We start from the raw sequence: 16,119 nt of genomic DNA, 5'->3' as shown, positions 1-16,119 counted from the left end.
GATGGATCACCCGATTTCGCTACAGGACATCAGCCGCTGCCGACCCGCCGGGTCACTCGTCCAGGGCACGCAGCGCCTTCCTCACCAGAGCCGCCCGGTCGGCCGCCGAGGTGAGGTGTTCCAGGCCGAAGCCGAGCAGGACGGTGTCGGCCGTGGTGACGGCTCCGTAGGTGCGGAACAGGGTGCCGGTGCGGGCCCAGTCCTTGCGGAGGGCCGGGCTGCCCGGGGGCGGCCCCGCGACCTGCCAGGCGCCCAGCGAGGCCTCGAAGCCCTCGGTGCCGGTCACCGTGCCGCCGACGACGAGCGCGGCCTGGTCGGCCAGCACGCCGCGTCCGCCGGTGCTCGGGTCGGTGACGTAGCTGATCGAGATCTCGGCGGTCTTCCCGGCGTACGCGCCGAGGTCGAACTCGACCTGCCGCCAGCCGCCGGAGGACCCGGTGAGGCTGTGCCACGCCCCGCTGGTGCCGGTCGCGGCGCAGCCGTCGGAGGAGACGGTCAGGTACCGCTCCAGCCACGGGTGCCCGCCCACGAAGAACCCGGCCGGGCACTCCGTCGGTACGGTGCCGCTGGTGGCGCCGCCCGCCTCCGGGAGCGTCGTCCAGTCGTCGGACCCGGCGGTGCGGGCCTCGACCAGCACGTGGTCGTAGCCCTTCTCGGTGTCCCACAGCAGCTGGGTGCGCAGGGTGGGCCGCTGCGCCGCGCTCACCCCGCCGAGGTCGACGGTGCGGGTGAGGCGCTTGTAGGCGTCGTCGGTGTGCACGGCGGCGGCCATGAAGTCGCCCGCGTAGGGCCCGTACGGGTTGGCGGTCCCGGCGAACTGTCCCGCGCCCTCGCTCGCGAACTGCGGGTGGCTGCCGACAGGCAGCTCGTCCGAGGTCACGCTGTACGTTCCGGCCTTGTCCAGCGGGTTGCCCGGGGCGTCGCCCAGCGGACCGCCGGCGCCGCCGAGGCGGCCGGAGCCGGTGAAGCCGGTGGCGCCGGGGGTGGAGGTGCGGGTGTAGGCGCCCAGGTAGTACTGGCTGAAGTCGTTCGACAGGGTGCCGCCGCCGAGGTCGACGCTACCGCCGGCCTGCTCGCCGGCCTCGATCAGCTTGCCGCCCTCGTTGAGGTACGCGCGCAGCTGGAGCTGGGTGGCGTTGCCCGGGCCGGCCGCGCCGGTGTAGTGGACGACGGTGCCGAAGTGGGACAGCACGCCGAGTGCGTCCGGCGCGCCCCGTTCGGCGACGTCCCACACCACGGCCCGGCGGCCGTTGGCCCTGAGCGCGTCGACATAGGCCTCGGCCTGCGTGGCCTTCGCGCCCTCCTCCGCGACGACGAGGACGTCGGCGCGCGGCCGTTCGGCGACCGTGTACGTGAAGGGCTCGCTGGAGACCGGTTTCCCGTGCTTGCCGTGCTTGCCGTGCTTGCCGTGGCCCGTCCGGCCGGTGAACCACACCTCGACCTTGTCGCCCGGCTCGCCGTGCTTCACCTCGGCGCGGTACTCGTCGAAGTGGATGTTGTCCTCGCCGCCGTAGGTCTCGCCGCCCTTCCAGGGCCGGAGGCGCATGTCGTGCACCCGGCCGCCGTTGACGCGGTACTTCAGCTCCTTGTCACGCAGCGACTTCCGTACGACGACGGAGACCTCCTGGTCGGCGCCGCGCCCGTACGACGTGGTGAACTCGGCCGGCGTGAAGTCGGCGGCCTCCAGGCCGACCGCGGAGTCCGGCCGGTCGGGGTGGGCGGCGGACTCGGCGACCGAGAGCGCGAACGGGACGTTCTTGGCGAACTCCTCCTGGATCAGCTTCTCGTCGTCCGGGAAGGTGAAGATCGACCGGCAGTCGCGCGCCTCCCACTCGTCGTCCGGGTGCGCGTTGGAGACGGTCTGGCAGGTCGACATCTCGGGGGTGAACATCGCCAGGCCGTTGACGTTCGCGGCGTGGCCGTCCGCCTCGCCGTTGGTGGTGTACAGCTCCGAGGAGACCTGCGGGCGGTAGCCGGGGATCGCCGGGTTCTCCGGCGTTCCGGCGAGCGCCTCGTAGAGCACGTCGTCGGGGGTGCGGGTGGCCACCTGCCAGCCGACGCCGTAGAGGATCAGCTCGGCGGCGGAGTGGTAGTTGATGCCGTACGTGAAGCCGATGCGCTTCTGGAAGGCGTCGAGGGCCTTGGTCTCGGGCTCGGAGTTCGGGCCCGCGCCGCGGTAGGTCTGGCTGGTGGGGCTGGGGGACGAACCCTCGTCGTCGTAGCCCCACTTGTAGGCGAAGTTGCGGTTGAGGTCGACGCCGTCGCCGGTGGTGATGGCGCCGTCGCCGTTGACGTCGCGCAGGTTCTTGCGCCACAGGCGGTTGTCGTCGCTCGCGAAGGTGTGATCGTAGCCGTCGGGGTTGGCCGACAGCACGAACCACAGCTCGGTGGAGTCGACGATCTTCTTGATCCGCCGGTCCTTCTGGTAGTTGTCCAGGTAGTGGTGCATCAGCCGCCGGGTCATCTCCGGGGTGATCCACTCGCGCGCGTGCTGGTTGGACAGGTACAGGACGGCGGGCTTGGCACCGTCCCGGGTCCGGTCGGCGTGCTTGGTGAGCTTCAGGGCCAGGATGTCCTGGCCCTTGATCGTCTTGCCGATGGAGACGACCTTGGTGAGACGGGGGTGCTCCTGGGCCGTGCGGAGGATCTCCTCCTTCAGGCCGCCGCGCCCGCCGTAGGGCCGGAAGACGCCCTCGGCGGCGTTCTCGACGCGCTTCTCGGCTTTGGTGGACAGGGTGTGCTCGGTGAGCTCGACGCCCTGTTCCTCCAGCTTCTCGGCCTGCTGGTCGGTGAGGTAGACCTCGACGGTGGCCGTGCCCTTCTCGGGCACCTGCTCGCCGAGTTCGTGGCCGTCCTGGCCGGCGGCCAGCAGCAGCGGTACCTGCTGCTGGGTGACGTCGGCGCGGAAGACCTTCACTTCGTCCGCATCCGTGCTCGCGGGGTTGCCGGGCCGTGCCTGGGCGCCGGGTTGCGCCTGTGCGATGGGTGCGACGCCCGCTCCGCCGAGCAGGAGCGCGCCGACAGCGAGGATCGATCTCGCTTTGTGTCTCATGAACCCCCCTGGGGTGGGTCCGCCACAGCAGCGAACGTTGCCAGGCTCATGACAGTCCATGATCGAGTCAAGGGTGCGTCAGCGACACGCACAGCGCCGGTGCCGGTCACCCAAGTGGGTCCCGGCACCGGCGTCTTGACGGGGGGGCGGGCCGTTCGGCTCGGCTGCCCGGCGGGTCAGCCCGCGAGGTTGTCGGCCAGTTCCTCGGAGAGGTTGGCCTCCGTGCCCGGAACGCCGAGGTCGGCGGCGCGCTTGTCGGCCATGGCCAGCAGCCGGCGGATGCGGCCGGCGACGGCGTCCTTGGTCAGCGGCGGGTCGGCGAGCGCGCCCAGCTCCTCCAGGGAGGCCTGCTTGTGCTCCATCCGCAGCCGGCCCGCGGCGGCGAGGTGCTCGGGGACGTCCTCGCCGAGGATCTCCAGCGCGCGCTGCACCCGGGCGCCCGCGGCGACGGCGGCACGGGCGGAGCGGCGCAGGTTGGCGTCGTCGAAGTTGGCGAGGCGGTTGGCGGTGGCCCGGACCTCGCGGCGCATCCGCCGCTCCTCCCAGGCCAGCACCGATTCGTGCGCACCGAGCCGGGTGAGCAGGGCGCCGATGGCGTCGCCGTCGCGGACGACGACCCGGTCCACACCGCGCACCTCGCGGGCCTTGGCGGCGATCGACAGCCGGCGGGCGGCGCCGACCAGGGCGAGCGCGGCCTCGGGGCCCGGGCAGGTCACCTCCAGGGAGGAGGAGCGGCCGGGCTCGGTGAGCGAGCCGTGCGCGAGGAAGGCACCGCGCCAGGCGGCCTCGGCGTCGCAGGTGGCTCCCGAGACCACCTGCGGGGGCAGCCCGCGGATCGGGCGGCCCCGGCCGTCGACCAGGCCGGTCTGGCGGGCCAGCTGGTCACCGCCGGCGACCACCCGGACGACGTAGCGCGAGCCGCGGCGCAGTCCGCCGGGCGCCATCACGATCAGCTCGGAGCCGTGGCCGAAAATCTCCAGGATGTCCCGCTTGAGCCGGCGGGCCGCCATCGCGGTGTCCAGCTCCGCCTCGATCACGATGCGCCCGCTGACCAGGTGGAGGCCGCCGGCGAACCGCAGCGTGGCGGAGACCTCCGCCTTTCTGCAGCAGGTACGGGTGACGGGAAGCCGGGAGATCTCATCCTTCACCGCTGCCGTCATCGCCATGGGCCGATCCTTCCATGCATCCGAAAAATACGGTCGTACGCGGCGGCCAGCAGCTCCGGGTCGTGCCTCGGGGTCCCGTCGGTCCGGGCCACCGGAGCCAGCTCGACCGCGGCGCCGAACCGCTTTGCGGCGTCGGTCAGCGAGTCCCGGTCGGGCACGGCGGCCTCGTCGGCCAGCACCACGTCCAGGGCGAGTTTAGGGGCGTGTCGTCCCAAAACCTCCAAATGACGCTGCGGGGAGAAGCCCTCGGTTTCTCCGGGCTGCGGGGCGAGGTTCAGCGAGAGTACCCGGCGCGCCTTGGTCTCGCTGAGCGCGTCCAGCAGGTCGGGCACCAGCAGGTGGGGGATGACCGAGGAGAACCAGGAGCCGGGGCCCAGCACCACCCAGTCGGCGTCGAGGACGGCTTCGACCGCCTCGGGGACCGCGGGCGGGTCGGCAGGCACGAGGTGGACGGTCTGCACCTCGCCCGGGGTCAGGGCGACGGTCGCCTGGCCCCGGACGGTGTCGACCTCCTCGGGCCGCTCCGGGTCGTGGCCCTTGACCAGGGCCTGGAGCTCCAGCGGCACGGCGGACATGGGCAGCACGCGGCCGTGCGCGCCGAGCAGCTTGCCGACCAGGTCCAGGGCCTGGACGTGGTCGCCGAGCTGCTCCCACAGGGCGACGATCAGCAGGTTGCCGACCGCGTGGCCGTGCATCTCGCCCCTGGACTGGAAGCGGTGCTGGATGACGCGGGCCCAGGTCTGGCCCCAGTCGTCGTCGCCGCACAGCGCGGCCAGCGCCTTGCGCAGGTCGCCGGGCGGCAGCACGCCCAGCTCGTCGCGCAGGCGGCCGCTGGAGCCGCCGTCGTCGGCCACGGTGACGACGGCGGTCAGGTCGCCGGTGATCCGGCGCAGCGCGGCGAGCGAGGCGGACAGGCCCATGCCGCCGCCCAGGGCGACGACCTTGGGCTGGGTGCCCCGGCGGCGCGGCCGGCCGCCGCGCGCCTCGGCGGGCCGGCCGGTGCGGGCGCCGCCGCCACGGCCGCCGCGCCCTTCGGGCATCACCCGGCGCAGCCTGCTCAGCCGCGGAGTACGTTCGGTCATTCCCGTCCCATGTCCCGGTGGACGACCACCGTCTCCACGCCCTCGGCGGCGAGCCGGGCGGCGAGCTTCTCCGACATGGCCACGGAGCGGTGCTTGCCGCCCGTGCAGCCCACGGCGATGGTCACGTAGCGCTTGCCCTCCCGACGGTAGCCCGCGGCGACGAGCTGGAGCAGTTCGGCGTAGCGGTCGAGGAACTCCTTGGCGCCGGGCTGGTTCAGGACGTACGCCGACACCTCCTCGTTCAGGCCGGTGAAGGGGCGCAGCTCCGGGACCCAGTGCGGGTTGGGCAGGAACCGCATGTCCACGACCAGGTCGGCGTCGACCGGGAGGCCGTACTTGAAGCCGAAGGACATCACCGTGGCCCGCAGCTCGGGCTCCTCCTCGCCGGCGAACTGGGCGTCCATCTTGGCGCGCAGCTCGTGGACGTTGAGGCTGGAGGTGTCGATCACCAGGTCGGCGTCGCCGCGCAGCTCGCGCAGCAGCTCGCGCTCGGCGGCGATGCCGTCGACGATGCGGCCGTCGCCCTGGAGGGGGTGCGGGCGGCGCACCGACTCGAAGCGGCGGACCAGGGCGTCGTCGGAGGACTCCAGGAAGACGATCCGCCGGGTGACGCCACGGGCGTCGAGATCCGCGAGGGACTCGCGCAGGGCGTCGAAGAAGCGCCGGCCGCGGACGTCGACGACGACCGCGATCCGGGCCACGTTGCCCTGGGAGCGGGCGCCAAGCTCCACCATGGTGGGGATCAGCGCGGGCGGCAGGTTGTCCACGACGAACCAGCCGAGGTCCTCCAGGCACTTCGCGGCCGTCGAGCGGCCGGCCCCGGACATGCCGGAGATGATCACCAGCTCGGGGATGGCCGCGTCGGCGGCGCCGTTGTTGTCCTTGCCCGTACTCACTTGCGCTCCGTCGTCGTGGCTCCGTCCGGGGCCCTCCTCGCCCGGCGGCGCGTCCCCGGCCGGGGTGCGGTCCGTACCGCCGGTCGTGCCTTGGTCCGGGCCCGTCCCGGCCGCGCCGCCGGTCGCCCCCTGGGCCCGGTCCGGCCCCGCCGTACCGCCGGCCGGTCCCGGGGCCGGGCCCGGTCCCGCCGTGTTGCCGGCCGGGCTGTCGGCTCGGGCCGGGTCCGCTGTGGGGTGTGTCTCGTACTCGGTCATCTCTCCTGCCCCCGTCGTTCGTCCGAGGAGCCCGCGGTCACGGGCTCCCCCGGGGCGTCCGCCGTCGTCTCGGGCACCCCGTCCTCGTCTTCCATGATCTCTCCGGTCGCCGTGTTCACGGCGGGTGCGGCCGGGGCCGCGCGGGCGAAGGCCGCGAGGACGGTCTCGGCCGTCTTGCGGCCTATGCCGGGCACCTCGCAGATCTGGTCCAGGGTCGCCGACCGCAGCTTCTTCACCGAACCGAAGTGCTTGATCAGCGCCTGCTTGCGGGTCTCGCCGAGGCCCGGAACGTCGTCCAGGGGGCTCGACCGGAAGCGCTTGGCGCGCTTGGTGCGCTGGTAGGTGATCGCGAACCGGTGGGCCTCGTCGCGGACGCGCTGCAGCAGGTACAGGCCCTCGCTGGTGCGGGGCAGGATCACCGGGTCGTCCTCGCCGGGCAGCCAGACCTCCTCCAGCCGCTTGGCCAGGCCGCACACGGCGATGTCGTCGATGCCCAGCTCGTCCAGCGCCCGCTGCGCGGCGGCCACCTGCGGCTGCCCGCCGTCGACGACGACGAGCTGCGGCGGGTAGGCGAAACGCTTGGGCCGCCCGTCGTCGTCCGTCAGCCCCTGCCCGGCGGCCGGGACCTCACCGCCCGGCGGGACCTCGCCGTTCACCGGCCGCTCGCCGCCGCCGGACTCCTCGGCCCACTCGCCGGTCCTCTCCTTCTCGGCGAGGTAGCGCTTGAAGCGCCGGGTGATCACCTCGTGCATGGAGCGGACGTCGTCCTGGCCGGCGAATCCCTTGATCTGGAACCGCCGGTACTCGCTCTTGCGGGCCAGCCCGTCCTCGAAGACGACCATGGAGGCCACCACGTCGTCGCCCTGGAGATGCGAGATGTCGTAGCACTCCACGCGGAGCGGCGCGCTGTCCAGGCCGAGGGCGTCGGCGATCTCCTCCAGGGCGCGCGAGCGGGTGGTCAGGTCGGAGGCGCGCTTGGTCTTGTGCAGGGCGAGCGCCTGCTGGGCGTTGCGCTGCACGGTCTCCATCAGGGCCTTCTTGTCACCGCGCTGCGGGATGCGCAGGGACACGCCGGAGCCGCGCCGGCCGGCCAGCCACTCCTGCACCGGCTCCACCGGGTCGGGCAGCGCCGGGACCAGGACCTCCTTGGGGACGGCGTCTCCGCTCTCCTCGCCGTACAGCTGCTGGAGGGCGTGCTCGACGAGGGCGGCGGTGGTGATCTCCTCCACCTTGTCGGTGACCCAGCCGCGCTGGCCGCGCACCCGTCCGCCGCGCACGTGGAAGATCTGGACGGCCGCCTCCAGCTCGTCCTCGGCGACGGCGATCAGGTCGGCGTCGGTCGCGTCGGCGAGCACGACCGCGTTCTTCTCCATGGCCTTCTTCAGGGCGCCGATGTCGTCGCGCAGCCGGGCCGCCCGCTCGTACTCCATCTCCTCGGCCGCCTCGGCCATCTGCTTCTCCAGGCGGCGCAGATAGGTGCCCGTGCGACCGGCCATGAAGTCGCAGAACTCCTCTGCCAGCTCCCGGTGCTCCCCGGCCGAGACGCGCTCGACACAGGGCGCCGAGCACTTGCCGATGTAGCCGAGGAGGCAGGGGCGGCCGGTACGGGCGGCGTTCTTGAAGACGCCGGCCGAGCAGGTGCGGACCGGGAAGACGCGCAGCAGCAGGTCGACCGTGTCGCGGATCGCCCACGCGTGCGCGTACGGCCCGAAATAGCGCACGCCCTTCTTCTTGTGGCCGCGCATCACCTGGACGCGGGGGAACTCCTCGTGCATCGTCACCGCGAGGTACGGATAGCTCTTGTCGTCGCGGTACTTGACGTTGAACCGGGGGTCGTACTCCTTGATCCAGGAGTACTCCAGCTGCAGGGCCTCGACCTCCGTGGACACCACCGTCCACTCCACGGACGCGGCCGTGGTCACCATGGTGCGCGTGCGCGGGTGCAGGTTCGCCACGTCCTGGAAGTAGTTCGCCAGGCGCTGGCGCAGGCTCTTCGCCTTTCCGACGTAGATCACCCGGCGGTGCTCGTCGCGGAACCTGTACACCCCGGGCGAGTCCGGGATCTGTCCCGGACTGGGGCGGTAGCTGGAGGGGTCGGCCATGACTCACACCCTACTGGCGCGGACCGACACTCCGGCGGGCCTGTGGACGACGCCCCGCGGGGCCTGTGGATCACGTCCGCGCCCGCCCGGCGGGCGGCCCGTGCGATCTCGGCCAGGAGACCGTCGACGTCGCGACGAGGGTGTTGTCGGGACTTGGTCAACACGCTTCAATGCGGGGGAACTCGGGGTCCTGAACGGCGGCGTACGGATGTGCAGACTCCTCTGCGCCGTGTCGGGGGCGGCCCCGGGTTTCCGCGTCGAACGGTCTGACCAGCCGTGGTGAACATTCACAGAAAGGCCCCTGCATGCCGCACGCCACACAGCACGCGGACGTCGCCACCGCGGAGCTCGACTCCGCTCTGCGAGGTGGCCCCTTCCACATCGCCCTGCGGGCCGCGATAGCCGCACGCGGACTGCCGTTGCAGCGCGTGCAGCACCACCTGTCCCGGCACGGGGTGAGGGTGGGCGTCACGAGCCTCAGTTACTGGCAGCAGGGCGCCCGGCGTCCGCAGCGCCCGGAGTCGCTGCGGGCCGTGCGAGCGCTGGAGGAGATCCTCGAACTGCCCGAGGAGTCGCTGATCCGGCTGCTCGCCGAGACCGGATCCCCCACGGTGGAGCAGGGCCCCGCCCCTCATGCCTACCGCGCGCGGGTGGCGGCCTCCGGCATCCTGGACCGGCTGCTGGCCGACCTGGACCACCCGCCGGACGGGGGGCTGCACGCCGTCGCGCACCACGAGCGGGTCCGGATCGGCCCGCACCGGGAACTGGCGGCCCGCGAATCGCGCCTCATCGTCCGCGCCCACCGGGACGGCGTCGACCGCTTCCTCGCCGTCCACCACGGCGACCCCGGGTGCGCGCCCGGCCGGATGGCCGTCCACGCGCTGGAGAACTGCCGTACCGGCCGCGTCCGCCGCCACCACGAGGCCGGGCTGCTGGTCGTCGAGCTGCTCCTCGACACACGGCTGCGGGCCGGGGACACGCACCTGTTCGGCTACGGCGTCGAGGACGGCACGGCGGGCGTGTCGCGCGAGTGCGTGCAGGGGTTCGACACGTCGGGCGGGCAGTACGCGCTCCAGGTGCGGTTCGACGCGGCGGCCCTGCCGGTGCGGTGCCACCGGTTCACCCAGAGCTCGGCGGCGGCACCGCGCGGCGGCCGCCGGGAGCTGGCGCTCAGCGGACGGCACCACTCGGTGCACCTGGTGGAACCGCGGGTCCGCTCGGGGATCGTCGGGATCGGCTGGGACTGGGACTGACCCGGCACCGGCGGGGCACCGGGGGTGGCCCGGCGGCACGAGCGGGGCACCGGGGGTGGCCCGGCGGCACGAGCGGGGCACCGGGGGTGGCCCGGCGGCACCGGCAGGCGGCCGGGACCGGTCCAGCACCGGCTGGGACCTGAAGTGACCTGGCACCGGCGGGGGCCCTGGAGTGGCCCCGGCACCGGCGGGGGGCCTGGAGTGACCGGCACCGGCTGGGACCGGGAGTCACCGGGACGGGCTGACGCGGCGGCGCGGGTCAGGCCTCCGGGCCCGCGACGATCCTGCCGTCCTCCACCTGGACCGGCAGTTCCTTCAGCGGCACCGTGGCGGGGGCGCGCAGTACCTCGCCGGTCCGGGCGTCGAACTCGCTGCCGTGGCAGAAGCAGGTCAGCGTCGTCCCTTCCAGCTTGGTCATCGGGCACCCCGCGTGGGTGCACACCGAGCTGTACGCCTTGAGAGAGCCGTCCGCGGCCCGGCTGACCACCACCTTCTGGTCCCGGTACAGCTTCGCGCCGCCCTCGGCGATCTCCTTCTCGCCGCCCAGCTCCACGGGCTCGGCCGGCCTGCCGGGCCCCTCGACTCCGTCACCCGGCGAGCAGGCGGCGGCGCCGAGACCGGCGACCGGTGCGACGGCGGCTCCCCGCAGGACGGTACGACGGCTCGGGGCGGGGCGGCCGGGCATGGGGACTCTCCACTGGTCAGGGGCTTGGGCAGGTCCGATCCGGGCCTGCCCATCGACGATAGCGAGGGGTACCGCGCCCGGCGGGACCGGGTCGGCCCTGGCGTGGAGACGGCCGTAAGCGCTTGCGCAAGCGTTTACGGCCGTCTCCGAATGGGATACGGTCCCGGCGACACACCGCAGGAGAGGAGCACGCCGATGGCCACCATGGCCGACGTGGCGCGGAGCGCCGGCGTCTCCGTGGCGACCGTCTCTCACGTCCTGAACGGCACCCGGCCGGTGCTCCCCCACACCCGCCAGGCCGTCCTGGACGCCGTCGAGAAGCTCGGCTACACCCCCAACACCCTCGCCCGGTCCCTGGTGACCGCCCGCACCCGCTCCATCGGGCTCGCCGTCTCGGCGATCAGCAACCCGTACTTCACGGAGATCCTCCAGGGGGTCGAGGCGGCCACCCTCCAGCAGGGGTACGGCCTGCTCATCGCCGACCCGCACGACGATCCCGGCCATGAGCGCACGGTCGTCCAACTGCTCCACGAGCGGCGGGTGGACGGCCTGATCGTCGCGCCCTCCGCGGACCCGCGGGATCTCGTCGCCTACCTCGGCAGGCACCGCGTGCCCGCGGTGTTCCTGGACCGGGTCGTCGACCTCCCCGAGGACAGTGGCGGCCCGCGTTTCGACCAGGTGTGCGCCGACAGCGCCGAGCCGACGACCCGGCTGGTCACCCATCTCTCCGGGCTCGGCCACCGGCGGATCGCCCTGGTCGCCGGCCGGCCCGGCCTCAGCACCACGCGGGAGCGGATCACCGGGTACCGGCACGGGCTGGCGGCGGCCGGGCTGCCGTACGACGAACGGCTGCTGGTGCACGGCGACTCCGAGGCGGCCGGCGGCAGCCGCGCGACGGAGGCCCTGCTGTCCCTGGCGGTACCGCCCACGGCGCTCGTCACCGCCAACAACGCGATGACCATCGGCGCGCTGCGGGCCCTGCGCGACCGGCGCCTGTCCGTGCCCGGTGACATCGCCCTGTGCTGCTTCGACGACTTCGCCTGGGCGGACCTGTTCGAACCCCGGCTCACGGCGATCGCCCAGCCCGGCAGGGACATCGGCGCCCAGGCCGTCCGGGTGCTCCTGGAACGCCTCGCCGATCCGGACCGGCCCGTCCGGACCGTGCGGCTGCCCTGCTCCTTCGTCCACCGCACCTCGTGCGGCTGCCCCGAACAGCCGGCCGAGAAAGGAACCCCCGCATGATCGTCGTCGCCGGTGAGGCACTGATCGACCTGGTACCGCAGGGCACGGGCGCCCTGGCCGCGCTGACTCCGGCGCTCGGCGGCGGTCCGTACAACACGGCCGTGGCGCTGGGCCGGCTCGGCTCCCCCGTCGCCTTCTGCTCCCGGGTGTCGTACGACGCCTTCGGCGAGGCGCTGCTGGAGCGGCTGCGCGAGTCCGGCGTGGACGTGTCCCCCGTCCAGCGCGGCGCCGAGCCGACGACGCTCGCGGTGGCCTCGGTCGGCGCGGACGGCTCGGCCGCGTACTCCTTCTACGTGGAGGGGACCGCGGACCGGCTGTTCACCGCCCCCGCCGCGCTGCCGCCCGGCACCCGGGCCCTGGCCTTCGGCACCTGTTCCCTGGTGCTGGAGCCCGGGGCGAGCGCGTACGAGGAGCTGATGCGGGACGCGGCGGCGCGGGGGCTGTTCACGGCGCTGGACCCGAACATCCGGGCCGGGCTGATCGCGGACCCGGACGCCTACCGGGCCCGCTTCAAGAGCTGGCTGCCGTCGGTGTCGCTGCTGAAGCTGTCCGCGGAGGACGCCGAGTGGCTCGGCGGCGGCCCGCGCGAGTGGCTGGCGGCCGGACCGGCCGCGGTCGTGATCACCCGGGGCGGCGACGGGCTCACCGTCTTCACCCGCGACGGCGGCGAGTACGCGGTGCCGGGCGAGCGGGTCGACGTGGTCGACACGATCGGCGCGGGCGACACGGTGAACGCGGCGCTGCTGCACGGGCTCGCGGTGCGGGACGCGCTCGACGAGCGGGCGTCGGCCGCGCTGGGCCCGGACGGCTGGGCGGACCTGCTGCGCTTCGCCGCCCGGGCCGCGGCGGTCACCTGCTCGCGCGCCGGGGCGCAGCCGCCGTACGCGCACGAGGTGGCCGGCTGACGGGGCCCGGCCGGTCGGTCGGGCCCCGTCACCCGGCCGGCCGGACGTACGGCGCGCAGGGCGCCGGGGCGATGGGGCGATGTGGCGATGTGGCCGGCGGGGCGCCAGGGAGGCGGAGCCGCTCTTCGGGGACCGGTCGAGCCGGGATCCGAGCCGGGCGGTACGCGTACGGACCCGCTGTGCGCGTACGGACCCGCTGTGCGCGTACGGACCCGCTGTGCGCGTACGAACGCGCCGTGCCCCCGGTGCTTGCCGGGAGGCGCGGCGCGTCGCGCTGCCGCCGGACGTCAGGCCTTGCGGGCCCGCGTGGTCTTCTTCGCGGCGGACTTGGTGGTCTTGGCCGTCCTGGCGGCCGTGCCGTCGACCTTCCTGGTGGCCGTCTTCTTCGTGGCCGTCGTGGCGGCCGCGGTCTTCGCCGCCGCCTTGCGCGGGGCCTTCACGGGTGCCGCGTCGCTGATCCGGTCGGCGCCCAGGATGTCCCGCAGGAACTTGCCGGTGTGGCTGGCCGGGACCGCGGCGACCTGCTCGGGCGTGCCCTCGGCGACGACCAGGCCACCGCCGGCGCCGCCCTCGGGACCCATGTCGACGATCCAGTCGGCGGTCTTGATCACGTCGAGGTTGTGCTCGATGACGATGACCGTGTTGCCCTTGTCGACCAGGCCGGACAGAACCCTGAGCAGCTTGTTGATGTCCTCGAAGTGCAGGCCGGTGGTCGGCTCGTCCAGGACGTAGACCGTGCGCCCGGTGGAGCGGCGCTGCAGCTCGCTGGCGAGCTTCACGCGCTGTGCCTCACCGCCGGACAGGGTGGTCGCGGACTGGCCGAGCCGGACGTAGCCGAGGCCGACGTCCTTCAGCGTCTTCAGGTGGCGGGCGATCGCCGGGACGGCCTCGAAGAACTCCGTGGCCTCCTCGATCGGCATGTCCAGGACGTCGGCGATGGACTTGCCCTTGTAGTGGACCTCCAGGGTCTCCCGGTTGTACCGGGCACCGTGGCAGACCTCGCACGGGACGTAGACGTCCGGGAGGAAGTTCATCTCGATCTTGATGGTGCCGTCGCCCGCGCAGTTCTCGCAGCGGCCGCCCTTGACGTTGAAGGAGAAGCGTCCGGGCATGTAGCCGCGGACCTTCGCCTCGGTCGTCTCGGCGAACAGCTTGCGGATGTGGTCGAAGACGCCGGTGTACGTCGCCGGGTTCGACCGCGGGGTGCGGCCGATGGGCGACTGGTCGACGTGGACCACCTTGTCGACCTGGTCGTCGCCGTCCACGCGCGTGTGCCGCCCCGGCACGCTGCGGGCGCCGTTCAGCTCACGGGCCAGGTGGGTGTACAGGATGTCGTTGACCAGCGTCGACTTTCCGGAGCCGGACACGCCGGTGACGGCCGTGAACACGCCCAGCGGGAAGGAGACGTCGATGTCCTGGAGGTTGTTCTCCCGGGCACCGTGCACCGTCAGCTGCCGGGACGGGTCGCGCGGGCGCCGCATGTCGGGCAGCGGGATGGCCTTCTTGCCGGCCAGGTACAGGCCGGTCTGCGAATCGGCGTTGTCGAGCAGCTCCTTCAGCGAGCCGCTGTGCACCACCTTGCCGCCGTGCTCGCCGGCGCCGGGGCCGATGTCGACGATCCAGTCGGCGGTCTTGATGGTGTCCTCGTCGTGCTCGACGACGATGAGCGTGTTGCCCATGTCGCGGAGCCGGACGAGGGTCTCGATCAGCCGGTGGTTGTCGCGCTGGTGCAGGCCGATGGACGGCTCGTCGAGGACGTACAGGACGCCGACGAGACCGGAGCCGATCTGGGTCGCCAGGCGGATGCGCTGGGCCTCGCCGCCGGAGAGTGTGCCGGCCGCGCGGTTCAGCGAGAGGTAGTCCAGACCGACGTCGACCAGGAAGCGCAGCCGCTCGTTGACCTCCTTCAGCACCCGCTCGGCGATCTTCTTGTCGCGGGCGGTGAGCTTCAGCTCGCCCAGGAAGTCCGCGCAGTCGCTGATGGACATCGCGGAGACCTCGGCGATCGACTTCCCCATGATCGTCACCGCCAGGACGACGGGCTTGAGGCGTGACCCCGCACAGCTGGGGCAGGGCACCTCGCGCATGTAGCCCTCGAACCGCTCCCGGCTGGCGTCGCTCTCGGCCTCGCTGTGCCGGCGCTTGACGAACGGGACGGCCCCCTCGAAGGCCGTGGTGTAGCGGCGCTCGCGGCCGTACCGGTTGCGGTAGCGGACCTCGACCTGGGTCTTGTGGCCGTGCAGCAGGGCCTTCTTGGCACGCTGCGGCAGCCCGGCGAAGGGGATGTCGGTGCGGAAGCCGAGCGCGTCGGCGAGGGCGCCGATCAGGCGGCCGAAGTAGTCCTTGGTGTGACCGTGCGACCAGGGGTGGATGGCGCCCTCGTCCAGGGACTTGTCCGGGTCCGGGACGATCAGCTCGGGGTCGACCTCCATGCGCGTACCGATACCGGTGCAGTCGGGGCAGGCGCCGAAGGGCGAGTTGAAGGAGAAGGAGCGGGGCTCCAGCTCCTCGAAGGACAGGTCGTCGTACGGGCAGTACAGGTGCTCCGAGTACATGCGCTCGCGCTCCGGGTCGTCCTCGGGGAGGTCGACGAAGTCGAGCACGACCATGCCGCCGGACAGGCCGAGCGCGGTCTCGACGGAGTCGGTGAGCCGGCGCTTGGCGGAGTCCTTGACCGTGAGGCGGTCGACGACCACCTCGATGGTGTGCTTCTCCTGCTTCTTCAGCGTGGGCGGGTGGGAGAGCTGGACAGTCTCGCCGTCCACGCGCGCGCGGGAGTAGCCCTTGGTCTGCAGGTCGGCGAAGAGGTCGACGAACTCCCCCTTGCGCTCGCGCACCAGCGGGGAGAGCACCTGGAAGCGGCTGCCCTCGGGCAGCTCCAGAACCCTGTCGACGATCGCCTGCGGCGACTGGCGCGAGATCGGGCGGCCGCACTCGGGGCAGTGCGGCTTGCCGATGCGGGCGAAGAGCAGGCGCAGGTAGTCGTAGACCTCGGTGATCGTGCCGACCGTGGAGCGCGGGTTGCGCGAGGTCGACTTCTGGTCGATGGAGACCGCCGGGGACAGACCCTCGATGAAGTCGACGTCCGGCTTGTCCATCTGGCCGAGGAACTGCCGGGCGTACGAGGAGAGCGACTCCACGTAGCGGCGCTGGCCCTCGGCGAAGATCGTGTCGAAGGCCAGGGAGGACTTGCCCGAGCCGGACAGGCCCGTGAAGACGATGAGCGAGTCCCGGGGCAGGTCGAGCGACACATTCTTCAGATTGTGCTCGCGCGCGCCACGGACGATGAGACGGTCGGCCACGCCGGTCCGCACCTTTCTTGAGAGAAGCGACAGGGGCGGGGCCCCCGTCCTTCTCAGACTAGGGGGAGCCACTGACAACGCCGGTCGGATTCACGGGTTGACAACAAACCCCGGCTCTCCAGCATGCCCGACGCCGCACTCGACCATATAGCACGCGCATTCGATTTGCGGGCGCGGTC

General features: G+C 72.8%; 10 protein-coding genes. 3 read left to right on the top strand and 7 right to left on the bottom strand.

What is annotated here, in order from left to right:
• Positions 1-52 precede the first annotated feature (52 nt).
• The 5 genes from ACLGIH_RS26215 to uvrC form a co-directional block, all read right to left on the bottom strand.
• Positions 53-3,052 carry a M14 family metallopeptidase gene (locus tag ACLGIH_RS26215; RefSeq protein ID WP_416527742.1) on the bottom strand — a complete coding sequence of 1,000 codons (3,000 nt, stop codon included), beginning with the start codon at positions 3,050-3,052 and terminating at the stop codon, positions 53-55.
• 176 nt (positions 3,053-3,228) lie between these two features.
• Positions 3,229-4,218, bottom strand: a complete 990-nt coding sequence (gene whiA / locus ACLGIH_RS26210) for a DNA-binding protein WhiA (RefSeq protein ID WP_416527741.1) — start codon at positions 4,216-4,218, stop codon at positions 3,229-3,231.
• The gene (locus tag ACLGIH_RS26205; protein WP_416527740.1) at positions 4,209-5,300 is read right to left on the bottom strand and encodes a gluconeogenesis factor YvcK family protein; all 1,092 of its coding nucleotides are present in this window, start codon (positions 5,298-5,300) and stop codon (positions 4,209-4,211) included. The genes whiA and ACLGIH_RS26205 overlap by 10 nt, the downstream gene beginning before the upstream one ends.
• Positions 5,297-6,451, bottom strand: coding sequence for an RNase adapter RapZ (gene rapZ, locus ACLGIH_RS26200; RefSeq protein WP_416527739.1), 1,155 nt, complete (start codon positions 6,449-6,451; stop codon positions 5,297-5,299). Before rapZ ends, ACLGIH_RS26205 begins: the two co-directional genes overlap by 4 nt.
• Positions 6,448-8,553, bottom strand: coding sequence for an excinuclease ABC subunit UvrC (gene uvrC / locus ACLGIH_RS26195; protein WP_416527738.1), 2,106 nt, complete (start codon positions 8,551-8,553; stop codon positions 6,448-6,450). Before uvrC ends, rapZ begins: the two co-directional genes overlap by 4 nt.
• Before the next feature lie 305 nt (positions 8,554-8,858).
• Between uvrC and ACLGIH_RS26190 the strand changes: the two genes are divergently transcribed.
• Positions 8,859-9,806 carry a hypothetical protein gene (locus ACLGIH_RS26190; protein ID WP_416527737.1) on the top strand — a complete coding sequence of 316 codons (948 nt, stop codon included), beginning with the start codon at positions 8,859-8,861 and terminating at the stop codon, positions 9,804-9,806.
• 259 nt (positions 9,807-10,065) lie between these two features.
• Here ACLGIH_RS26190 and ACLGIH_RS26185 read toward each other — a convergent pair whose 3' ends face one another.
• A complete protein-coding gene (locus ACLGIH_RS26185) occupies positions 10,066-10,491 on the bottom strand; it encodes a Rieske (2Fe-2S) protein (RefSeq protein WP_416527736.1) in 426 nt (141 codons plus the stop codon).
• A 195-nt stretch (positions 10,492-10,686) separates the two neighbouring features.
• Between ACLGIH_RS26185 and ACLGIH_RS26180 the strand changes: the two genes are divergently transcribed.
• On the top strand, positions 10,687-11,733 hold the full coding sequence (locus ACLGIH_RS26180) for a LacI family DNA-binding transcriptional regulator (protein ID WP_416527735.1): 1,047 nt from the start codon (positions 10,687-10,689) through the stop codon (positions 11,731-11,733).
• A complete protein-coding gene (locus tag ACLGIH_RS26175; protein WP_416527734.1) occupies positions 11,730-12,638 on the top strand; it encodes a carbohydrate kinase family protein in 909 nt (302 codons plus the stop codon). Before ACLGIH_RS26180 ends, ACLGIH_RS26175 begins: the two co-directional genes overlap by 4 nt.
• A 287-nt stretch (positions 12,639-12,925) precedes the next feature.
• On the opposite strand, the gene uvrA is transcribed toward ACLGIH_RS26175, so the two are convergent.
• On the bottom strand, positions 12,926-15,940 hold the full coding sequence (gene uvrA / locus ACLGIH_RS26170; RefSeq protein WP_416527733.1) for an excinuclease ABC subunit UvrA: 3,015 nt from the start codon (positions 15,938-15,940) through the stop codon (positions 12,926-12,928).
• Between the last annotated feature and the right edge of the window lie 179 nt (positions 15,941-16,119).

Source organism: Streptomyces hamibioticus, assembly GCF_047946815.1.
In the GTDB taxonomy this organism is placed as follows: Bacteria; Actinomycetota; Actinomycetes; order Streptomycetales; family Streptomycetaceae; genus Streptomyces.
The sequence above is the reverse complement of the archived record's forward strand: the minus strand, read 5'-3'. Positions and strand labels throughout refer to the sequence as shown.